General features: G+C 42.4%; 25 protein-coding genes and 2 riboswitches. Of the genes, 12 read left to right on the top strand and 13 right to left on the bottom strand.

Annotation, left to right across the window (positions count from 1 at the left end; translation table 11 throughout):
• Positions 1-358 precede the first annotated feature (358 nt).
• A complete protein-coding gene (locus JI665_RS24995) occupies positions 359-679 on the bottom strand; it encodes a hypothetical protein (protein WP_206845330.1) in 321 nt (106 codons plus the stop codon).
• A 314-nt stretch (positions 680-993) separates the two neighbouring features.
• Here JI665_RS24995 and JI665_RS24990 point away from each other — a divergent pair, with 314 nt between their 5' ends.
• The 5 genes from JI665_RS24990 (at position 994) to JI665_RS24970 (ending at position 5373) form a co-directional block, all read left to right on the top strand.
• Positions 994-2748 (top strand): alkaline phosphatase D family protein, encoded by a 1755-nt coding sequence (locus tag JI665_RS24990; protein ID WP_206845327.1) that lies wholly within the window; start codon positions 994-996, stop codon positions 2746-2748.
• 15 nt (positions 2749-2763) lie between these two features.
• Complete coding sequence (locus JI665_RS24985) at positions 2764-2970, top strand: twin-arginine translocase TatA/TatE family subunit (RefSeq protein ID WP_206845324.1); 207 nt, start codon at positions 2764-2766, stop codon at positions 2968-2970.
• Between the two features lie 166 nt (positions 2971-3136).
• A complete protein-coding gene (locus JI665_RS24980) occupies positions 3137-4132 on the top strand; it encodes a hypothetical protein (RefSeq protein ID WP_206845323.1) in 996 nt (331 codons plus the stop codon).
• 318 nt (positions 4133-4450) lie between these two features.
• Positions 4451-4576, top strand: a complete 126-nt coding sequence (locus tag JI665_RS24975; RefSeq protein WP_197204417.1) for an FbpB family small basic protein — start codon at positions 4451-4453, stop codon at positions 4574-4576.
• Positions 4577-4590: 14 nt separating this feature from the next.
• The gene (locus tag JI665_RS24970; protein WP_206845320.1) at positions 4591-5373 is read left to right on the top strand and encodes a TerC family protein; all 783 of its coding nucleotides are present in this window, start codon (positions 4591-4593) and stop codon (positions 5371-5373) included.
• A 55-nt stretch (positions 5374-5428) separates the two neighbouring features.
• Here the strand turns inward: JI665_RS24970 and JI665_RS24965 are convergent, their stop codons facing one another.
• Positions 5429-5977, bottom strand: coding sequence for a GNAT family N-acetyltransferase (locus JI665_RS24965; protein WP_206845317.1), 549 nt, complete (start codon positions 5975-5977; stop codon positions 5429-5431).
• Positions 5978-6055: 78 nt separating this feature from the next.
• Positions 6056-6547, bottom strand: coding sequence for a DUF2269 family protein (locus JI665_RS24960; protein ID WP_244671319.1), 492 nt, complete (start codon positions 6545-6547; stop codon positions 6056-6058).
• A gap of 322 nt (positions 6548-6869) precedes the next feature.
• Between JI665_RS24960 and JI665_RS24955 the strand changes: the two genes are divergently transcribed.
• Entirely contained in the window at positions 6870-7007 is a 138-nt protein-coding gene (locus tag JI665_RS24955; RefSeq protein WP_206845312.1) for a hypothetical protein, read from the top strand.
• A 130-nt stretch (positions 7008-7137) separates the two neighbouring features.
• Positions 7138-7983 (top strand): TVP38/TMEM64 family protein, encoded by an 846-nt coding sequence (locus JI665_RS24950; protein ID WP_206845310.1) that lies wholly within the window; start codon positions 7138-7140, stop codon positions 7981-7983.
• Positions 7984-8045: 62 nt separating this feature from the next.
• Here the strand turns inward: JI665_RS24950 and JI665_RS24945 are convergent, their stop codons facing one another.
• The gene (locus JI665_RS24945) at positions 8046-8417 is read right to left on the bottom strand and encodes a PaaI family thioesterase (RefSeq protein ID WP_206845308.1); all 372 of its coding nucleotides are present in this window, start codon (positions 8415-8417) and stop codon (positions 8046-8048) included.
• Between the two features lie 188 nt (positions 8418-8605).
• Between JI665_RS24945 and JI665_RS24940 the strand changes: the two genes are divergently transcribed.
• The 3 genes from JI665_RS24940 to tenA all read left to right on the top strand — a co-directional run bounded on the left by JI665_RS24940 (position 8606) and on the right by tenA (position 11567).
• Positions 8606-9715: an alpha-hydroxy-acid oxidizing protein gene (locus JI665_RS24940; RefSeq protein ID WP_206845306.1), complete on the top strand. Its 1110-nt coding sequence runs from the start codon at positions 8606-8608 to the stop codon at positions 9713-9715.
• A gap of 124 nt (positions 9716-9839) precedes the next feature.
• Positions 9840-9956, top strand: a riboswitch (TPP riboswitch).
• A 112-nt stretch (positions 9957-10068) separates the two neighbouring features.
• Positions 10069-10557 carry an energy coupling factor transporter S component ThiW gene (thiW, locus tag JI665_RS24935; protein WP_206845303.1) on the top strand — a complete coding sequence of 163 codons (489 nt, stop codon included), beginning with the start codon at positions 10069-10071 and terminating at the stop codon, positions 10555-10557.
• A 159-nt stretch (positions 10558-10716) separates the two neighbouring features.
• Positions 10717-10818, top strand: a riboswitch (TPP riboswitch).
• A 59-nt stretch (positions 10819-10877) separates the two neighbouring features.
• Positions 10878-11567 (top strand): thiaminase II, encoded by a 690-nt coding sequence (gene tenA / locus JI665_RS24930; protein WP_206845301.1) that lies wholly within the window; start codon positions 10878-10880, stop codon positions 11565-11567.
• A 20-nt stretch (positions 11568-11587) separates the two neighbouring features.
• On the opposite strand, the gene JI665_RS24925 is transcribed toward tenA, so the two are convergent.
• Positions 11588-12295, bottom strand: coding sequence for a DUF1287 domain-containing protein (locus JI665_RS24925; RefSeq protein WP_206845298.1), 708 nt, complete (start codon positions 12293-12295; stop codon positions 11588-11590).
• 105 nt (positions 12296-12400) lie between these two features.
• Between JI665_RS24925 and JI665_RS24920 the strand changes: the two genes are divergently transcribed.
• Both JI665_RS24920 and JI665_RS24915 read left to right on the top strand, forming a co-directional pair.
• Complete coding sequence (locus JI665_RS24920) at positions 12401-13234, top strand: TIM barrel protein (RefSeq protein WP_206845296.1); 834 nt, start codon at positions 12401-12403, stop codon at positions 13232-13234.
• 134 nt (positions 13235-13368) lie between these two features.
• Entirely contained in the window at positions 13369-14205 is an 837-nt protein-coding gene (locus tag JI665_RS24915; RefSeq protein WP_206845294.1) for a DUF6843 domain-containing protein, read from the top strand.
• An 80-nt stretch (positions 14206-14285) separates the two neighbouring features.
• On the opposite strand, the gene JI665_RS24910 is transcribed toward JI665_RS24915, so the two are convergent.
• From JI665_RS24910 to JI665_RS24875, 8 genes are all read right to left on the bottom strand, one after another.
• On the bottom strand, positions 14286-15431 hold the full coding sequence (locus JI665_RS24910) for an MGDG synthase family glycosyltransferase (RefSeq protein WP_206845292.1): 1146 nt from the start codon (positions 15429-15431) through the stop codon (positions 14286-14288).
• Positions 15432-15447: 16 nt separating this feature from the next.
• The gene (locus tag JI665_RS24905) at positions 15448-16035 is read right to left on the bottom strand and encodes a DedA family protein (RefSeq protein WP_206845291.1); all 588 of its coding nucleotides are present in this window, start codon (positions 16033-16035) and stop codon (positions 15448-15450) included.
• The gene (locus JI665_RS24900) at positions 16032-16739 is read right to left on the bottom strand and encodes a polysaccharide deacetylase family protein (protein ID WP_206845289.1); all 708 of its coding nucleotides are present in this window, start codon (positions 16737-16739) and stop codon (positions 16032-16034) included. Before JI665_RS24900 ends, JI665_RS24905 begins: the two co-directional genes overlap by 4 nt.
• Before the next feature lie 277 nt (positions 16740-17016).
• Positions 17017-17838: a manganese catalase family protein gene (locus JI665_RS24895; protein ID WP_206845287.1), complete on the bottom strand. Its 822-nt coding sequence runs from the start codon at positions 17836-17838 to the stop codon at positions 17017-17019.
• A gap of 149 nt (positions 17839-17987) precedes the next feature.
• The gene (locus JI665_RS24890) at positions 17988-18995 is read right to left on the bottom strand and encodes a FecCD family ABC transporter permease (protein ID WP_206845285.1); all 1008 of its coding nucleotides are present in this window, start codon (positions 18993-18995) and stop codon (positions 17988-17990) included.
• Positions 18992-20002, bottom strand: coding sequence for a FecCD family ABC transporter permease (locus tag JI665_RS24885; protein WP_206845284.1), 1011 nt, complete (start codon positions 20000-20002; stop codon positions 18992-18994). The genes JI665_RS24890 and JI665_RS24885 overlap by 4 nt, the downstream gene beginning before the upstream one ends.
• A gap of 188 nt (positions 20003-20190) precedes the next feature.
• Positions 20191-21117, bottom strand: coding sequence for an iron-hydroxamate ABC transporter substrate-binding protein (locus JI665_RS24880; RefSeq protein ID WP_206845283.1), 927 nt, complete (start codon positions 21115-21117; stop codon positions 20191-20193).
• Positions 21068-21913 carry an ABC transporter ATP-binding protein gene (locus tag JI665_RS24875; RefSeq protein WP_206845279.1) on the bottom strand — a complete coding sequence of 282 codons (846 nt, stop codon included), beginning with the start codon at positions 21911-21913 and terminating at the stop codon, positions 21068-21070. The genes JI665_RS24880 and JI665_RS24875 overlap by 50 nt, the downstream gene beginning before the upstream one ends.
• Positions 21914-21918: the final 5 nt, after the last annotated feature.

Below are 21918 nucleotides of genomic sequence, written 5' to 3'. Positions count from 1 at the left end.
GCCTTTGGGGAGAGATAAGCGGGAGTGAGGGGAACTGATAAAGGATGAATAGTGCCTTTGAGAAGAGGCAAGCGGGAGTGAAGTGATCTAATAAGAATGAGTAGTGCCCCAGAAGAAGTGAAAAGGGACGAAGAAAACTAATGCAGAAAGGTAGGTTCCCCATGATAGAAGCATTAAAAACACCCAGGGAGTCCCTGGATGCCAAATTCTTATTTTTGTCTAAAGAAATCTGTGAAAGCATGATACATTTCCATTCCCTGATAAAAGAACAGGCTGGAAGCTGTTAATGAAAATAACCCAATCATTAAGAATCGAATCCACATTATTCGTTTCCTCCTTTAATTGTTTTGTTGGACAATTAAGGAGTGTGGATTACATAATTCGCCTCGTAGAAGATGGGATTATAGAATATCTTCTTCCTGCGGGCGATTATGTGCAGGGCACTGTATATAAAAAGGATAATGGTTAGGATTGTGATGGCTAAAGAAATTATACCCTGTATGAAAATATGTTTTTTAGGATCATCTTTTATTAGAAAGCTCTCGGAAAAGTCCGAAACAGTTACCGCTTTGCTTTGGTCCATTGGAATATCATTGAAATGGACCCCAGGGTACTGGGTGATGAGGAAGGTTAAAAATACAGACAGCATTAAAAATGGCATTATCTTCATTTTTTTCATTCCCTCACCCCTTTTCAAGATTATAACTATCATCATAACCACTATTTATAGATTAGTAAACTAAAAGATTTTGACAGGATTCGTTAATATTCTATGTATAAATTGTAAAAATAGTTGGGACAAATGTTACAGAGGTACAAAGGTATTTTGACCGCAAGTCTAGAATATCGGTTGAATAAATATCCATATCCTTACAAAAGTCCTGTTAAAATTGGCAGAGATATTGTCATCCTCCTTTACATATCTTCATATTGCTTTAAAAAAAGCCTCTTATAATCAATTGTGAATCCAGTTTGAATTAAGAGGTGAAGAAAATGAACAATGATAGGTCGATTGATGATTTAATCAAGAAGTTTAATGAAGAGAACTTGAAGAGGGACATTGACCGCCGGAGCTTTCTATCTGGTGCAGGGAAAATTGCCGGTTTTTCTCTTGCCTTGGCTATGGCGCAATCATTAGGTGTGGGTAATCTAACAGTTGAGGCTTCTCCTAAGTTCAGCAAATATCCTTTTACCCTCGGTGTGGCATCAGGAGATCCTCTTTCGGACAGTGTGGTTTTATGGACAAGGCTTGCACCAGAACCGCTTATTGGAGGAGGGATGCCTTCTCATGCTGTGCCAGTTAAATGGGAACTTGCTGCAGATGAACATTTCCGAAAAGTTGTTAAACGCGGGACAGAAATTGCAGTACCTGATTTGGCGCATTCTGTGCATGTGGAGGCAGAAGGCTTAATGCCGGACACTGTTTATTATTATCGTTTTAAATGTGGAAATGAACTAAGCCCAATCGGCAAAACAAAGACACTTCCTGCTGCGGGTGCCAAAGTATCAGGGCTATCATTTGCATTTGCTTCATGCCAGCAGTATGAACATGGATTTTTTACTGCCTATCAGCATATGGCAAAGGAAAATTTGGATTTTGTCATTCACCTTGGCGACTACATATATGAATATGGACCAAATGAATATATTTCACCAACAGGAAATGTCCGCCACCATAGCGGACCGGAAATTATCTCTATTGAAGATTATCGGAACCGCCATGCTCAGTACAAATCTGATCCGCATCTGAGAGAAGCTCATGCTGCTTTCCCTTGGGTGGTAACTTGGGATGACCATGAAGTGGAAAATAACTATGCAGCAGGGATTCCGGAAAAAGGCCAGTCAGCTGAAGCATTTATAAAACGCCGTGCAGCCGCTTATCAGGCATATTATGAGCACATGCCTCTCCGGTTATCTTCCATGCCAAATGGTGATGGTATGCAGCTGTATAGGGAATTCAGCTATGGCAGCCTGGCGTCATTCCTTGTGCTTGATTCCCGGCAATATCGTGATGATCAGGCAAATGGTGATGGCAGCAAGCCGCATACGCCGGAGTCCCTTGATCCAAACCGCACTCTTCTCGGCAATGACCAGGAAAAATGGGTTGAAAGCAATCTTGCCAGTTCCAATGCGCATTGGAATGTCCTTGCACAGCAGGTGTTCTTTGCCCAGAGAAACTTCGGGACTATGGCTTCGCCGAAGTTCAGCATGGATGCATGGGATGGTTACCCTGCTGCCCGGCAGCGTTTGGCTGATTTTGCTGTTTCAAACAATATCGGAAACCTAATTGTTCTGACTGGAGATGTACATGCAAGCTGGGCTTCCAATATTCTAACAAACTATAATGATCCAAATGCAAAGCTGATTGGGGCCGAATTTGTCGGAACCTCTATCACATCAGGAGGAAACGGATCAGATGTGAGAGCGGATACGGAAAAGACGCTTGCAGAAAATCCGCATATTAAATTCTTTAATAATTATAGAGGCTATGTCCGCTGCCGGGTAACACCAGAGCAATGGCGTACAGATTATCGGGTGCTTCCTTTCGTAACAGAGCCTGGGGCGGATATATCAACGAGAGCATCCTTAGTCTTTGAAAAAGACCAGGCTGGCTTGAAGCAGGTTTCGGCTACAGCTGTCCCTCAGGGAGTTCGAATATCTGCTGAGGTGGAGGAAGATCGCCATCACGCTCATTCAAGGGCACATGAAAAGCAGCTTAAGAAAAAGCGAGAAAAGGTATTACATTAACGGGACGGTGAGAAGATGATTTCCAACATTGGCATTCCAGGCTTAATTCTCGTTCTTGTCATTGCATTGATCATATTTGGGCCATCCAAGCTTCCTGAAATCGGGCGGGCATTTGGGCGGACCTTAACGGAGTTTAAAAGTGCGGCAAAGGATTTGGTATCAGATGAGGAAAAGAAGGAAGAGAAAAAGCCGGTACTTTCAGCCTTGAAAAAAGAAAAGTAGGAGAGTAAATGCAGGCGATATGTTCGTCTGTATTTTTTCACGGATCATATGTGAAATATTTCACATAAAATTCACTTTTGAATAATCCTCTGGAATGAAAAGTATAATATATTAATACTGTACTTATATTGTTTACCTAAAATGCCATCAGGGAGGCAAGATCATCATGAAAAAAATATTCCAGTTTTTATTTATAGCAGGTTTTGCCATGACGCCTTTTTTTGCGAGCGCACATGTGAAATGGTTCACGAATGTGACGCCTCAAAAGGAAACGATTGAAAATATATTATCACCTTTATTTATGGGACTTGCACTGACAGCTGCGATTGTACTTGCGATGCTGACATTGATTATCCCAAGGACAGCGGAATGGGGCAAAGTTAAAATGATGGATGACTGGCTCTCAGGATTCCGCAAATACAGCAGGTATATCCTTAAGTATGGTACAGCTGCAGCATTAATAATTCAGGTGACGAATGGAACTATATTTGCCCCTGAATTTCATTTAACCAATACGATTGCAATGATTCTAACTTGGGCAGTTATTGGCTTTCTGCTTATTCCCCATCACATCTCTACAAAGGCCGGAGCCGTTATTTTATTGGGGCTATTTGTGTACGTTACCCTACAGAATGGCATTTTCCATATGCTTGATTATGGATATTATGTTGCCATTATAGGAGTCTTGCTGGTCGGCAGTACGAAGCTTGAGCAGGTTGGATTTCCATTTCTGTATTTAGGTACAGGGTTATCTTTATGCTGGGTTGCTGTTGAAAAATGGGTATATCCAAGCATGTCTCTCGATATTGTAGCCAATCATGGAGTTCCCACATTCGGCTTTGCACCGGCTGCATTCGTTGTTATGGCTGCTTTCATTGAGTTTGTTGTCGGTTACCTTCTGGTGGTAGGGATCCTTAACCGGGCAGTTGGCTTCGTGGTGACGGTTATTTTTATTACAACCACGATGCTCTTTGGAATGACAGAAGTAATTGGCCATTTTATGATTCATATTGTGCTGATTATCTTCATCATTGAAGGAGTGTCTTTCTATAACCCGCCTATTAAGCTTCATAAAACCAAGGCTGATCAATTTGTATTTGTTTTCCTGAACTTTATTTTCATCCTTGCGACATTCATTCTGATTTATTACAGATTTGCATAAGGGTTGACACCTTTAGTGAAATAGAATATGATTAACGTATAGTTGAATAGTTTCTCCTAAAGGGGAGTAGCTTTTACAGCAGAGTCGTCATTTCGGAGTTAAGAGCTCCCGGCTTTGTTGGCAACCTTAACGTTGTTAGCAAGACCTTTGCCTGTTTCGGGTAAAGGTCTTTTTGTTTTTTAAAACCTTTACCGCTTGCTGGTAGAGGTTTTTTTATTGCCTGATATAGCCTGGCAATGGAAATCCTCAATCGACATAACTGCAGGGAAACAGTGCGAAGCTTTCAATACTTAAAAAATAGAAGGAAAGGAGACCAAGATGAAAAAAGCAAAAGTATCATTTGCAGAATTAATTAAGAAAAACAAAGAAGAGCTGCTGAGAGATCAGGAATTGCTGGCTAAAATTGAAAAACGTTTAGACGAAAAATACACAAAGGTGAAATAAGGGAGGGTGTTTAGATGGAATTATCACTCATACTTGAGTATGGATGGGTATTGCTGCTGCTTGTGGCGCTGGAGGGTTTATTGGCTGCTGATAACGCGCTGGTCCTGGCGATTATGGTTAAACACCTTCCTGAGGAGCAGAGGAAGAAGGCTTTATTTTACGGGTTGGCTGGAGCGTTTGTTTTCCGCTTTGGATCGTTATTTGCGATTTCATATTTAGTAGATGTATGGCAGGTTCAAGCCATTGGAGCGCTATACCTTCTGTTTATCGCGGCTAATCACATATTAAGAAAGTTCCTTGTGAAAAAAGGCGAGGAAGAGGCAGAAATAACGAAGGAAAAGAAACAATCTGGTTTTTGGCTGACAGTTTTTAAAGTTGAACTGGCTGATATAGCATTCGCTGTAGATTCCATTCTGGCAGCGGTCGCTCTGGCCGTGGCTCTTCCGGATTCAGGACTTGGCCATGTAGGGGGGCTTGATGGCGGAAAGTTCTTTGTCATCTTTGCCGGCGGTATGATCGGATTGATCATTATGCGTTTTGCTGCAAACCTCTTTGTAGATCTGCTTCACAGGAGGCCAGGACTTGAGGTTGCAGCATTTGGTATTGTCGGCTGGGTTGGTGTTAAACTGGCTGTCTATACAATGTCCCATCCGGCGCTGGCGATCCTGCCTGAAGGATTTGCCAAGTCGACCGAATGGAAAGTTACTTTCTATGTAGTCTTAATTGGAATAGCACTAGCTGGATGGTTCCTCTCCAAGGAAAAACAGGAAGTGCCAGCTGAAGAAAAAGCAAGCTAAATCAAGCAGGGCGGAGTATATCCGCCCTGTTTTTTTTATGTAGAGGATAATTCAATCAAACGTTTGATTGAATACCCCTGAGCCCGGCGCTGGCCTGCCATTCAGCTTTCAGGATGCTCATTTCTATCAAGTTCCAATAATCATTTCTAACTCTATTGGTCTGCCTGAGAAGTCCTTCTTTTTGGAAACCTGCCTGCTCGTAAATCTTAATAGCAGGCAGGTTAAAATCGAAAACCCCAAGACTGATTCTATTTAATTTCAGCTCTTGGAACGCTAAGTTCAGGATTTGATGAATCATTTCTGAAGCATACCCTTTCCCCCGTGCTGCGGGGCAGATGAAAACCTTGCCAATCCTAGCAGTTTCGTTGACACGGTCAACTCTGCCAAGGGAAATATGACCGACGATTTCATCGTTTGCCATAACTTTGTAGATATATTCCGTGCTGGATTCCAGATTCGCTGAGCTTATATACTTAGCAAGCTGCTCATGATCAAGCGGGAATTTGAAATGGGCACCGCTCCACTGAACCATTAATTCCTGTGTGCTGATCCAGCTGATGAGCAAATCGAAATCTTTTTCTGTAAAAGGTTCTAATTTTACCATGGGAATCTCCTTCTTATTAATTAAGAGTATGATTGAAATGCTTGGTTTAAAAATGATAGTCGGGATGGACTGCCAGCTTTATTTTTGCCTTTTCTTTTTCCACGGACGCAAGACGGATATTGCAAAAATGAAAAGGGTGACTGCAATTTGAAAGTAGACGGCATACTGGCGAACAGTATGATTATCTATGAAAACAGGATTTGTCAGCGCCTTACTGCCTTCTGCTTCAAGCAGGGCCAGATTTTCCACCATTAATTCATCAACAATTGTAATGCCGACAATAGTTTGGATAATAAATAAAATCCATTTAATTGTTAGCCATCTGTGCTTGAAAAACCCCCAATTTGTAAAACAGCCATAAATAATGCCCACTAGTAATGTGCCGACAGCACCAGTGCGCACAATGTAGTCGCTGATAGCCACCACGTTTTGGTACATGTCCAATGTTTGATCATAAGCAGCTAACTTCATGTTGAAATTCAAAACGAGTGAGCTCATGATCCCTCCGAAAAATAAGGAAGCCAGAACGATATGAAGAATTTTTAGCCATCTGGCTGCTTTTGTTCCCATCTTTTTCAACCTTTTTCCCTCCTTGTTAAATCACTTTATAAGTGTAGCAAGGGAAAAAGGCGGTCCCTATCAGCTTGAGCAGTAAATTGGGATAGGGCTTGGGGCTTAGTTTTCTTATTAACTTTTATTAATCACGTTGTATGCACCCAGTAGTTTTCCATTAGGATCCAATCTTGTTTTATGGGATTCAACATATTAGTCCTTCCTTTCAATTGATGTTTTACCTATTTTACAAAGGGCCTGAAAAATCCTTCTATATATGCGTGAAATGCAAGGATTGGTACATATTAATTTAGAGAACTATAAGGAAGGAGCAAGTGAATTGACCAGAAAAGATGAGCAAAATAAAGAACAGACACAAGGCCCAAAGGAAGAGAGGGAACTTGTCAATGAGTTTGGAAAATATAAAGGGGAACAGCCGGTTCCGCAGCCTAAGGATTATGATGAGATAGAGTATTAAAAAAGCAGGATCAGTCCTGCTTTTTTTATATTTAAGTCTCTGGCCTTAGAATATTTTAATGCTAAGGGAGCTTTAACCTCCTTGTATTCTTTTCTACACTATAGTTAAGAAAAGCAAGAGGGGAAAATGTATGAATGGAAAAATTGAGGTTGGTTTTCATGGACTTATCATTTTAATAGCATCGCATATATTGCTTAATTTAATGCCGACACTTTTGCCCGTTTATAAATGGGTTATGATTGCAGGCATGGCTGCCATATTAGTGATGGATTTTTACTTTTTTGCTGCAGGCAAGTTCTCACGATTGAAATACAGCAGACTGGCACTGATTTATATGTTCAGTCTGCTGTTAATAGTTTTTATTACCTTTTATTTAACAAAGATAGTTGTTCTGACTGATGCATATGGGTTCGAGAGAATGCTTAGGGAATATGAAGCCGAGGGCAAGTTCATCTTTTTCTTGGTTTGCTTTTTACAGCCCATTCTTTTGCCGCTTCCTGAAGCCGTAACACTTCCTGCCGGAAGTGCCGTTTTCGGTCCGGCTGCAGCTGCCTTTCTTGGATTCACAGGTACACTATCAGGGATTATTGTTATGTTCTTGACTGCAAGGATAGGAGGATTAAAGCTTGTATCCCGGTTTATAAAGGAGCGGCATCTGATCAAATACCAAAAATACATGGAGAAAAATGAAAACACCATACTAATGCTGCTGTTTGTTATTCCGATATTGCCAGATGAGATCATTTGTGTTGGAGCAGGAATGGGTGGTGTTTCATTTAAAAAGTTCCTGGGAATTGCGTCTATTTCCAAAATGGCAACATCCTTGCTGCTGGCTTACTCTCTTTCATTGGCCAATGCATTATCTCTATCTGGCTCACAGCTTTTATTAGTCGTTTCGGTTTTGATAGGGGTATTTTACAGTGTATTTCACTTTTATAAAAAGAAGAAGAAAAGAAACTACAAGGATTGTCCGTAAGCTTTAAATGGTTCCTCCTATCGCTGTCAGTGAAACTATTCAGGCAACGATAGGATAATCACTCAGATAGATGCGAAGATTCCCGATGCTTTGGCAACCAGCTGATCCCGGTCGTTATAAATCAGGCAGTCTGTGTGGTTAAGGGTGCGCCCTCTTTTCACAAGGTGAGCATTGGCGAGAAGAAATTCACCTGTCGCCCCCTTTAGGAAAGTGACCTTTAAATCAGCTGTCACCACGGATTGCATCTGGTTTTCATCCGGCTCGAAAATATTCCCCATCGCTACATCCGCAAGAGTGGAAATGATGCCTCCATGAACCAGCCCCGCGCTGTTAATAAAGAGCGGCTGGATTGGCAAAGTCACTTTCATATTGCTTTCACTGATTCTTTCGTAATGGAATTTCAGAAATTCATCAAAAGGCTGTTTGATTAGCATTTTGCACACTCCAATTTCATTAAGGTTAAAATGTTTATTCACGATTTTTAATTAAATCCCTGCTTATTGCAGCTAATTTATATAGGAAAGGCTGCATTCCTGTGAATCTATGATTTTATTAGATGGTTTCTTAAAATCCAAAAAAGTGTTATTATTTTCAATAAATTCAAAAAAGGCGGGGCTGGAATATGGCAAAAGTAGAGAATATTAGTTTCGCGGAAAACTTTCCTATTTCATTTAAGGAACTGGAAGAAGAAGCAGAGAAAGTAATGGGAGCTGGCGGATTTGGCTATGTCCAATCAGGAGCCGGCGGAGAAGAAACGCTGAAAAAGAATATAGAATCCTTTGCAAAATACTCAATTGTACCGAGAATGCTGAGGGATGTTTCAGTGCCGGATATAAGTGTGAATTTATATGGAAGAACGTATCCTTATCCAGTTTTCCTGGCACCGATTGGAATGCAGCGCCTTGAACACAGTGAGGGAGAGCTTGCATCTGCCCGGGCGGCAGCTGCGTTTGGAATTCCTTTTATCCAAAGCACTGTATCCAGTTATTCCATTGAAGAAATCGCTAATGCAACAGGCGCGAGCCCAAAATGGTTCCAATTATATTGGTCCAATTATGAAGATGCTGCGTTCAGTATGGTGCGGCGAGCGGAGGAATCCGGCTATGAAGCCATTGTGTTAACTGTTGATACGGTGATGATGGGATGGAGGGAAGCGGATCTAAGAAACAATTTTTCACCGTTAAAGCTTGGCTATGGAAAAGCAAACTATGAGAGCGACCCAGTCTTTATGGCCTCTCTCCATGACGGGGATGTAGTTCAGGGAATCCTTGATAATATCCATCATCCGACATTGAGCTGGGAGCATATTGCAAGGCTAAAAGAGAAAACAAGTCTGCCGATTCTATTAAAGGGCATTCTCCATCCGGAAGATGCCAGGCTGGCTGTTGAAAAAGGGATAGACGGAATCATCGTTTCCAATCATGGCGGAAGGCAGCTTGATGGAGTGATTGCAGCGATTGATGCGCTTGGACCGATCGTGAAGGAAGTCAAGGGGCGGATTCCAGTATTGTTTGACAGCGGCATTCGCCGAGGATCCGATGTGGTCAAAGCACTGGCATTAGGAGCCGACGCAGTTTGCCTGGGGCGGCCATATGTGTACGGATTGGCCATTGGCGGGCAGGCTGGGGTTGAAAAGGTGATTGCCAACTTTATAGAAGAAACGAAAGTATCGCTTTCTCTGGCAGGGGTGGGGAGCCTAAAGGAGGTAGCGGGTCTGCAGCTGGTTCGATAGTTTCGGAGCATAAATTGAAGAGTTCTTAATACATTGCATCAAAAAAAGTATTTAAGCAAAAAGATTGATGACAGTGCCGGAATAATTTGATAAGCTTGAGATAGCTTATCAAACTAAATATCTATGCAACTACTAGGGGTGCCCCGAATGTGCGGGCTGAGAGGAAAGCGCGTTATAGCTTTCTGACTCTTATGGACCTGATCTGGTTAATGCCAGCGGAGGGAAGTAGGATTTGACTATATGTCAATTCATATACTTAAACCAAGCCAGGTCCTTATGGGAATCTGGCTTTTTTGTATACATACTTCTCATCCTGATAAGCAATCAGGCGGCCCTTTAGAAAGGAGGTTTAGATGAACAGAACCCGATTGTTAACTACGATGGCTTTATTTGTGGCAATTGGGACACTGGGTTCCCATTTGCTCTGGTTTCCGGCAGGCATAGCAAAGGCCTATCCGGTGCAGCATGCGGTGAATGTATTGGCAGCGGTGACGCTTGGACCCCTGCCTGCAGCAGCTGTGGCATTTATGATTGGCCTGCTTCGTAATTTGCTTGGATTCGGGACGCTGCTTGCGTTTCCAGGAGGCATGATCGGTGCGTTTTTGGCAGGTGTGCTTTATTTGAAGTTCGGCCGGAAAATATGGGCTGCTGTAGGAGAAGTGGTAGGTACCGGCTTAATTGGTGCATTGTTTGCAGTACCTTTTGCAAAGGTTCTCATGGGGAGCTCAGCTGGGGCATTCTTCTTTGTGCCGCCATTCCTGGTCAGCAGCATTGCCGGTGCGTCCATAGGCTGGATGGTTTTGGCAAAGGTTAAAGAGAAGAACTTGGTTCAGAATATGTGATGATTTTGGGCTGGCGAAGCTAGTTGAGTAAGCAGATAAGCGGAGTGCAGCATAGCAATCTGACTTTATGAGCGATTTTTAAGAGTTATGGGCGAAATCCAAAATTTATGAGCGAAAAACGTCAAGTTAGAAAATCGGTAAAAAACAATTAGAATGTTAGAAAACTGCTAGGGGCGCTACGGCTGAGATAAGGAACTTTTCCTTTGTCCCTTGGAACCTGATCTGGATAATGCCAGCGCAGGGAAGCAGTGAGGACCTCGTTATATATCCTCATGCTTTTTCCCCGGCAGCTTCTGTAATGAATAAGGAGGCTATTTTTTATGACTTTTTCAGAGATTCTGCGCAAAGAAAATGAAGATTTGTTTCAGCTGATATTTGAGCACCCGTTTGTCCAGGGTATCGGGAGAGGGGACGTGCCGAAAGAGGCGCTGGCCCATTACATTAAAGCGGACTTTGAGTATCTGAATGCGTTCATGCATATTTATGGGATTGCCATTTCAAAGTCTGCAGAGCGTAAGGATATTTCTTATTTTAATCAGCAAATAGAATTTGTATTGAACAGCGAAGTACATCCCCACCATAATTTTTGCCAGCAGATTGGGGTGGATTACGAAGCATTGCAGGGCTATCCGCTCCCTCCAACAGCTGATCATTATGTTAAGCATATGATGTATCATGCCCACACAGGCGGCATGGGTGAGATCCTTGCTGCATTATTGCCTTGTCCATGGACTTATTGGGAGATTGGGCTTGAACTCATGAAGCAATATGAGCCAGATGAGAACCATCCGTTTTATCCATGGATCTCTTTTTATGCAAATTTAAGGGTCGAAGCTGTGACCATGAATATGAGGAACCGTTTGGATGAGCTTGCTGATGCGGCATCACCGGAAGAAAGGCAGCGAATGAAGGATGCTTTCCGAAAAAGCTGCCAGCTGGAGCTTGGCTTCTGGGAGATGTCTTATACCTGCGAAGAGTGGCCGGCGGGCAATCCTGCAGCAGTCAGATAAGAAAAACGCCTGCATCTGCTTTATGGCAGTGCAGGCGTTTTTTCAAAATCCCATCTGTAATGAGCGGTAATGGGAGTCTTAAAAGAAGATAGTTTTACTTCTGCTGCAAATGGTGTGGAGTTATGTATAACATATGGAATGCCATCTTTCGTCCGTTTGTCAGATATGATTGCCACATGGTTGAATTTAGGAGAAAGGAAAACCACAATGTCACCCGGCTGCCATTGCTGAAGGTTCTTACCATCTCCTGGATTCAGTTCAGTTGTTAATGACTTTGCGAAGCGGCTAAAGAAGACATTCTGGTTTGGCACCCTTCTAAAATCAATGTTCGGATCAGGCTTGCCCTGCACTCTTGAATACAAGTCCGTATTCTCGGCGATATCCTGATCAATAAGATCCTTTAAGGTTACATCAGCCCCCTGGAATCCCCTCCAAATCACATCTGTACAGACACCTTCGCCATCGGGCGGATAGCCTCCCGCATAGTAGGCACTTTTATATGGCGTGCGCTGGTCTACTTCTTTTCTGGCTGTCAGGACCATATCTAGCGGATCGGCAATGCCGTTTAGATTTGAATCGGCCTGTGAATAATCAGAAGGCACTGCTATTTTCTTTGCAAAAGGACTTTCGAAATGAATGCCGATGGAATCCAGAATAATTCCATTTCGGAAAAAAAGAATGAATAAGAACAGTATTCCGATTATGAAAGCAAACACTTTTTTTATCATAAAAAGTCTCCTCATGTATTTTAATGATTAGACGGAATTATTTTCCAATGAGTTACATGAAGATATGATAAGATTGTTATAAAGATGCATAAAAGAGGGGATATTATGGCTCATCATATAGGGATATCGGGAAGTGTCATTTTGTCTGACAGCAAGCTGTTTCATGAACTTTTTAAACGTCATTTGCCGCATATAGAGATAGGCGAATTTCAAGATGAGGAAGCCTTTCGCTGCTTTATTGAAATGCTGGGCAATACAAACAAAAGCTTTGGTCTTCATTCGCCTCTTTTCCGGGGGCAAAGCAAATATGATTTGCTGGAAAAGATCAGTATGAATCCGGAGGAAGCCTGGATTCAGTTTGAGGAGGAAGTGGAAAGGATGTCCCGGCTTAGGGCTGAATACATATTGGTGCACTTCCCTTACTTTAAAAAGGAAACCAGCAGGAATCCGGCAGAGGTCATTGAGGAGGGACTCAAGAAACTTAGTGTTCTCCAGAGGAAATATGGGATTTTGATTGTGTGTGAACCTAAATTGGGATTCAAACAATCGCCAGCAGGAATTCAATATCTTGACCGTTTTTCTGTAGAGACATGGAGGAAATACGGACTCGGACTTTGTGTTGATGTCGGGGATTATATATTGGCCGCTGGCGAGAAGGCCATAAAATATATAGAAAAATGGACCGAGTTCGTGAGAGTCGTTCATTTACATAATGTTGAATACCAGGGCGATAAATATATTTGGGTACCTGTGCATCCATCTCATGAGAATGATGGCAGTCATCATAAAATTAAGAAACTGATGGATTTTTTAGCAAAGGAATGTGAGGAAGTATTTTTTGTCATGGAGTACACTCCACACACGAACCCTCCGGAAAAAATGGCAGAAGAAGGTATCAGGTGGGCAATAGAGGTGATTGAAGAAGGATCTGCTAGTTAGGCAGCAGGCCCTCCTGGCAGAATTTTGTGCAGGTTGAAAATGAAAGGTTATCATAGTGAGTATGGGAATAACCATGTATATATGCTATGATATATGTGAAACTTTTCACAAAAAGAGGAGGTTAATTAATTCTTATGCTGGGATTAAAACTAAAAACGGCCCTGCAGGCTTCCATTCTTTTTACTTTTGGTTTTTGGCTTCTCTTTTTCTTTTCTGAAGGGGGATTGTTTTCCTTCTTCCTGGTTATGGTTTTTTTATACTGCTTTTTCGGAAATGTGATATACGGTGTTCCAGTTTCGCTGCTTTCTGAGTTTCTTACTAGAAATCTAGCAGTATGGCGGTTTCCGGCTGCTGCATTTATACATACCTTTTTGGCTGCAGTCACTTATTTTATTATGGAAGGGTTTGCTTTCTACGCATTTATTGCTGCGGTGCTTTTCTTTTTAATAGATGAGTGGAGGAAGTGGGACCGCGAGATGCCAGGGGGCAGGAAGGTTACCATGAATGCAGCAGGTTTCCTTGCCGCTTGCCTCCTGCCGATAGTGTTCTTTTGGATGCTCCAGCAGGCAGATCTGGAAGAAAAAACTCATGACCTTTATCTGATTCCAAAAGGGTATGCTGGTCAGGTGAGAATTGTTCATGAAATAGAGAATGCTCCTGTTCCAGAGACAGAAGGGGAGTACGATGTATTTCGGGTGAATGATAGAGGATATGCCATTACCTCTTTACCGCAAAGTGAAGGGTATATTGACGATTTGTACTATTATGCCGATGAAAAAGGGAAGCGTGAAGCAATACCAGAAAGCTGTATTTCACATGGTGGATCAGGCGGTGTACAGGGAGAAGGATATGAATATTCGTATACCTATTTTTCAGTTGGCTGCGAGAAGGACATGGCTGATCAAGGGTATGTTCCTGGTATTGAGGAGATTCTTTATGAAGAAGGATTGATAAATCAAACGTTTGATTGAAATGGAAAACAGCCTGGAGATTCCAGGCTGTAAATTATTTATCGGGTCATACTGCCGCTAAAGCCCCGCTGGTCGAAGTGTCACTTTAAAGTTGGGATGGCTCTAATAGAATGAACAGTTTCAGGCGTACTTCTGCCGGTGCTTTTAATCGAAATGAAGATGGCATAATCCAATGGGCAAGTGACCTTTGCGAGATAAGAATCGATGTGTTTTCTTAGATTAAGTATAGCTTCTTCATTATTTAGCTGTTCAGCAATATGCTTTTCATAAATGACAGTCACCAGGTTTTTCTCAAGCAAATAGTCCAAATTGATTTCCTCTTGTCCGGGGAGGGAGGTATGGACCAGAATCGGAAGTTTTTTTTGCAGTGCTTCACTAATAGTAACTCCACCTGGTTTGGTCAAAATAGCATCTGCTTTATTATATAGCTGATTCATTTCATATGGGTCTTCAATATATCCAATGGGCTCGATCTGCTTTAAATTCAGTGTCTGGAGTGACCTATATAATTCGTCATTATTTCCGCAAAGAACCAGAAATCGAATATGAGGAGCCTTCTGCATAGCTTCAAGAATATCACAGTTTACTAAGCCGCTGTTTCCGCCAGCAACCAGGATATGACGTATCCGGTTTTCTTTCTTAAATGGAACCGGAAGGTGATAGACAGAATGAACAGGAATGCCTGTTACAAAAATTTGCTCAGCAGGAATATGATGCTTTTTTATAAGCTTTTCCTTCGCCTCGGGATGAGGAACGAAATGAAAATCAATTCCCCGTTTTCCCCAAATATCATTTATAAAAAAATCCGTGTAAACATTCACCGCAGTAATGTCCCGGTATCGTCCCTTTTGTTTTAGAGAACTGATGATTCCAGATGGAAAAGAATGAGTGCAAAATATCAAATCCGGATTTTCCTCATCAAGGAACTTCTGCATTTTTCTTTCAAAATAATAGGATAGAACCTGTAAATCAGGCTGCAATTTAAAAGGATGCTGCTTATACATAATGGTGTAATATAATGCCCTGTAAAGGAAAGGGGCACCCAGGAAACCTTTTAAATAAATTCCTGAGACCAGCTTCTCAAGCTTATCACTGCAATAAGAAAGAAAGTCGACTATTTTGATTTCCGCATCAGGATATTGACTTCGAATACGGTCTTGAAGCGTTTTGGCAACTTCTGAATGTCCAGTGGGGAATTGAAATAATGGGAGCAGCAGAACTTTCATAATACCCTCCTTTCTGTCACTTTGATTTATTTTTTGCATACTTAAAGAGCATGTAGATTGCGAATACAATTAATAACACAATCCCTAGATAGGGCACATATTCAGGATTAATATCGAATAAGCTTCCAGCAAAGTATCCCGCGGCAATTATAGGGAGCACCCAGCTAAGGGAGCCTGCTGCAGAATATAGAAGGTACTGATGAAAAGGAACTTTTGAAATGCCGGCAAAGTAAGGACTTATCTGTCGTATTCCCGGCATATAAAAACCCGCAAAAATCATAAAGCGATGATTTTCCAAGTATTTTTTCTGGGCGGTATTCCATCTCTTGTCCGTGATCCCAATGTATCTGCCATATTTTTTGAGAAAGGGCGTACCTGCTTTTTTACCGATCCAATACGCGGAAAGCATTCCAAGCAGCACACCTGCTTCCGCACAGACAGCAGATTCGGCAAAGCTTAATTTATGATTTCCAATTAACACGCCAATTAGGAATAATAGCGATTCTTCGGGAGCGGGAATGCCGACAATCCCGAAAAATAAAAATAAAAAGATGATCCAGTAACCGTAGGACGAAATAAATTCAATAATTGTTTCAGTACTCATGTGCGATGCCCCTGATATCCATCTTTTAAAGAAACAAAATGGATTCCTTCTAGTTTTGCCTGCTGCAAATATTGGTCCAGATGGCCAATCATACATTCAGGTGCACTGGAGTCAGCGCCAAGAGTTTCACCGCTGTCATGGAGAAGGAAAATCCGGCCAGGCACGGTTTCTTTTGCCAGCGAATCTGAAAGGGTGTCCCTGATATACTTAATCTTCCAATCCTTGAAAATGCCTGACCACATAATAATCTTATACTTCCTTGCCATCCAGAGGGTAAATAAATTGAAGTGTCCCCATGGAGGACGATAGAAATAGACTTCTTCATTAATCGTTTCTTCAATAATTTTTTTTGTTTGCTCAAGCTGCTTTTTTAAAGATCCTGGTGAAAGGATCCAGCTTGAGATATGCCGATAATGATGGATGCCAATTGTATGGCCTTCCGCCTGCATCCTTTTTAGCAGCAATGGATGCTTGGCTGCTTTTTTCCCGACAACGAAAAAGGCTGCCTTTGCTTCATGCTTTTTTAAGACATCCAGAAGCCTCGCTGTATATTGGGGATCCGGGCCATCATCAAAGGTTAAAGCAATGGAATTTGTTTCGGTTATTTCTTTTACAATCCCCCAATTCAGCGATCGTATGAGTACAGTGGGCAGAACTGCGTAACTAATAAATAAAATCAGTGCGGCGGTAAAAAAATAAATCATGCAAACTAGATCCTTTCCGGCGGTATATCACTTATTTTCATTCCCCTTTTATTGTGAGGGTAACCTTAATGTTCAGAGTGAATGTAAGGAAAATAAAATTTAGATTTATTATTCCATTCATGATCTAATGGTGAGATGGTTTTATCATATAAAAAATTTGAAGGAAGTCAATGGAGAGGATGGAAATTAAAGAAGAAAACGTTGTCCAATTCAATCAAACGTTTGATTGAAATAACAAAACAGGCTGATGCTTCAGCCTGTTTTGTCAGATCTATTATTAATCCATTGGTAAAGTGTTATGAAGATTTGGAGGTGCAGGCTTGAGCATAGGCTTGTCCCCTTCAGGCTTTGGATTGCTTACATATTTGTATTCTCCCTGGCCATCCAGAGCAGGGCCCTGTGCCCATCTGCCTGTGCTGCTTTCTTCGCCTGCTGATAGGTTGTAGAGTGTGTAAGAGATATCTGTGCGTTCTTTCTCACGAGGGAAGGTGCTAGGGACGAGCAGGCCTTCTTTTTCTTCAAGCTCCGCAATCGCAGCAGCCCATTGGTTTTGGTGGTAGGCATCTCTGGCAATCAGAACTGAAAGCAGCTCTTTAATGCCCTTATCATCAGTCATTTCATAGAGACGTGCAGCCTGCAGCCGGCCCTGTGACTCTGCATTCAAGTTTGAACGAAAGTCTGCTAATAGGTTTCCGCTGGCTGTAATATAGGTACCCATCCAAGGGTTTCCTACACTGTCAGTCGGACGTGCACCAAGTCCGGAGACAATGGCATGCTGCGGATTCATTCCGCCCATAATCGCTCCAACCACTGGGTCCTTTGCTGCTTCTTCCTGCTGATTAACAGGGGCGTCATCCATTAGTCTGGCAACCATTGTTGCGAGCATTTCCACATGTCCGATTTCTTCAGTCCCAATATCCAGCAGAAGGTCGCGATACTTTTCATTCCCACGAGTTGCCCATCCCTGAAACATGTACTGCATGGCAACCGTCATTTCACCATATTGGCCGCCAATCAATTCCTGAAGCTTTTTGGCAAAAACGGGATCCGGACGTTCCGGCTTAGCTTCGAATTGCAATTCCTTTACATGAAAAAACATCTAAATTCCTCCTATGCTATAGATTTCCAAATATACACTGTATCTATTGCCCTGAAAAAAGTATGAAGAAACATGTTTGTAAGAAATTAATATATTTATATTACATTCCAAAAAGAAAAAAAGACGTGCGAACACGTCTTTTTAATCGGCTATTTTTTTAGCAGTAAATACATGAAATAAGGAGCACCGATCAGTGCAACCATAATGCCGGCTGGCAGGCCGTCAGGATCAACCAGGTTCCGGCCAAGCGTATCGGCGAATAAGAGAAGCCAGCCTCCTAAAAGGATAGCAATCGGAATGAAAAGCTGATTCCGCGGTCCAACCAGCGCTTTAGCCATGTGCGGTGCAATTAAGCCGATAAAAGCAATTCCGCCGGTTACCGACACAGCTGAAGCGGCCAATGCAACGGCTGTAAGCAGAAGGACGATCCGTTCTTTTTCAATGGATACCCCTATCCCGATGGCGACAGGCTCGCTTAAGCTTAATAGATTCAAGCGATTTGCTTTATATAAAGTAAATGGAATCAGCAGAAGAAGCCAGGGGAGGAGTGCCCAAATGAACGGCCAATCCGTTCCCCAGATATTCCCTGATAGCCATTTAGCTATAAAATCGACTTTCTCTCTTTCCGCTGAAGAAATCAGGACAATCATGACACCGGAAAGCGCCATGGAAAATCCGACCCCGACCAGCACCATCTTAACAGGCTGAAGCCCCTCGCTTTTTTTATAGGAAAAACCATAGATGAGGATTGCAGTAAGTAAAGCGCCGAAAAATGCGCATAAAGGCAGCATGTATATGAAAGTGCCAGCTTCAATCGGAAAGAACAGAAAGAAAACCGCTATAGCAACTCCGGCACCGGAGTTTATGCCAATGATGCCTGGATCTGCCAGGTCATTGCGTGTAATCCCTTGTAAAATGGCACCGGATAATGCAAGTGCCATGCCGGCCAAGACAGTGATAAATACCCGCGGCAGCCGAATGGAAAATAACACAAATTCTTCTTTAAATGTGCCCTGTCCCATAATAGTCGGGAGCAATCGGTCATATGAAAGGGAGGCATAGCCTAAACCCATTCCAATCACAATGGTAACAATAATGAGTGCTGATAACACGGCCATTAAAATTCGCTGTTTTTTTACTAACTCTGGCTGAATCATGAGAACGCCTTACCTCCTTTATGAACAATAAACAGGAAGAAAGGAAGCCCCATAACGGCGATAATAGCAGCTGCCGGTGTTTCGTAAGGAGCGTTGATGGTTCTCCCTAGTGTATCGGCCAGAAGCATAAATGTGGCTCCTGTAAGTGCGGACATGGGAAGAATAAAACGGTAGTCTGTACCTACAATAGCACGGACAATATGAGGCACCATCAGCCCGAGAAAAGCCATATTTCCGACCAGTGCAACTGATGCGCCTGCAAGCAGGGTCACTAAGATGAAAAGTATGGTCTTAACCTGAGTTGTATTTTGCCCCAGCCCTACTGCCACTTCCTCATTTAAGCTTAAGATAGTCAGCTGCTTGGACAGAAAAAGAGAAAAAAGAATGCCAATGGAAATAACAGGGACAATCACTTGCAGCTGGCTCCAGGATGTACCGATGATTCCCCCTGCAGTCCACATGCTGACATCTTTTGAAATTTTAAAATAGATTCCGACTCCTTCGGCTATTGCGAAAAGGAAGGCGGAAACCGCGGCTCCTGCTAATACAATCCGAATAGGAGAAAAACCTCCTTTTTTCATGGCGCCAATGCCGAAAACCAGCCCAGCACCGACCGCTGCACCAATAAAACAGGCGACCAGAATCCCTATGTAATTTGCTGAGGGAATGAGGACAAGAGTTAATGCAAGTGCGGCATTTGCTCCAGCAGTCAAACCGAGCAGGCCTGGATCTGCAAGAGGGTTTCTTGTCATTCCCTGCATAATGGCCCCGGAAATGCTAAGCGCGGCTCCAACGAAGATAGCAGCAATTTCACGCGGCAGACGGATTTCACGAATAATCGAAATTTTTTCTCCGGAAGCATTGGAAGTAAGGGCCAGCCAAACATCTCTGACCGTGACATCCGCAGCTCCAAACACACACGCAGCCACAAACATGCCGGCAAAAATAACAAAGCCTGCAGCGAGTTTATAGATAAATGGAATGAAGGGTTGAGCATCTTTTGTCATTGTACTCTCATCTTTCTTTATGGGATCAGATCTGACTTACACTATGAAAACTGTCTAGTTCCAGCTGTCAGGCGGGAGCCTTGCGCTGTTCTAATAATAACAGAATTGATACATTTCTGGGGCAAGGTGCTGCCGTTTTTCTAAATAGGAAAGAGGAATTCTCAAATAAAAGAATCCCTCCTGCGTTATTACTTTCCTAAAAATGATTCTTTAAAGAATTCCAGCTGTGCATCAAGTGTAATTGGATCACTAAAGGAAGCACCATTGCCTTCCATTTCAAAGACGCGATCATTTTTTACAGCAGGGATGTTTTTGTAGGTATCAGTTTCCTGGAACGAATGGTCAGCTTCAGCGTATTTGCTCAGCACAATGTAATCCCCGGCATACTCTGGAAGGACTTCTGCAGAAATAGCGTAATAGCCATCTTTTAGAGCCATTTCCTTAACTTTTTCAGGCATTTTTAAGTCCATTGCCTGGTACAGGATTTCAGTACCGCGTGCCCAGTTATCGCCAAACACATAAAGCTGTTTATCAAAGATTTCGAATACAGAAACTGTTGCATCTTCTCCGATTTTTGCACGGATGTCTTCCCCAGCTGTTTCAGCGCGCTGTTTGAAGTCGGCCACCCATTTCTTTGCTTCGTCTTCTTTATTAAGAAGCTTTCCGATTTCCTCATGCTGTGCCAGATAATCTAATTTGCCCCATGTATACGTTACAGTTGGTGCAATTTCTTTCAGCTTATCGTAGTTTTTAACAGTAGATAATGCAATGATCAAGTCTGGCTCTAATTCAATTATTTTTTCCAGGTTATCTTCAGATACTTCCTCAGCATCCTTCAATTCTTCTTCGAAACGAGGGTTATTCTTGGACCATGTGTCCACACCGACGATATTTACGCCTAATTGCATTACATTTCCTGTAAAGCCGGAAAGGAGGACAACTCTCTTAGGGTCAGCCGGAACTTCAACCGGCCCAGTTTCAGATTCATAAGTAAAGGTGCCTGATTTTTTGTCTTCTTTTGGTTCAGCCTCTTTGGATTCTCCTTGCTCTGTATTGCCGCAGGCGCTAATAAGCAGAAGCAGCAAGATCGTAAACGGGATCAATAGTTTCTTCATGTTGATTTTCTCCTTTTAATAAATTATAAGTAATACACATTGGCTTGTTAGTGCGGGGATCGCGTCCGATGACAGCATCAATATTGAACACTTTCCTTAAGACATCCTGTGTAATGACTTCTTCGTAGCTTCCTGATTTAACAATTTCGCCATCCTTTAATGCAACGATATGGTCAGCAAAACGGGCTGCCTGGTTTAAATCATGAAGGACCATCACAATGGTGCGCTCCTGTTCCTGATTCAGCTTTTGGAGAAGTTCGAGAACTTCAAGCTGATGGGCCATATCCAAGTAAGTGGTCGGTTCATCAAGGAAAATGATGTCTGTTTCCTGTGCAAGAGCCATCGCGATCCAGACTCTCTGGCGCTGGCCGCCGGAAAGGGCGTCAACCGGGCGAAATTTGAAATCCTTCGTTCCAGTAACATCAAGAGCCCAATCAATGACTTCATAGTCCTTTTTCGTTAGTCTGCCAAAGCCTTTCTGATAAGGAAAGCGGCCGTATGAGACCAGTTCGCCAACTGTTAAACCGCTTGCACTTTCAGGTGTTTGCGGCAAAATAGCCATTTTTTTGGCGAGGATCTTTGTATTTTCCTTTGAAATATTCTCCCCATCCAAAATGACAGTGCCTGATTGATGAGAAATAATTCTTGTAATCGCTTTTAAAAGGGTTGATTTTCCGCAGCCATTCGGGCCGATTATGGTAGTGATCTTCTTATCGGGAATCTGGACACTAAGATCTTTCACAATCAAGCGTTCACTATATCCAATGTTCAAGCCATCTGTATATAGGCGGACCATTATGT

Source organism: Bacillus sp. NTK034 (assembly GCF_017303275.1).
In the GTDB taxonomy this organism is placed as follows: Bacteria; Bacillota; Bacilli; order Bacillales; family Cytobacillaceae; genus Cytobacillus.
Note: the sequence above shows the minus strand (reverse complement) of the source record. Positions and strands in the feature narration are given on the sequence as shown.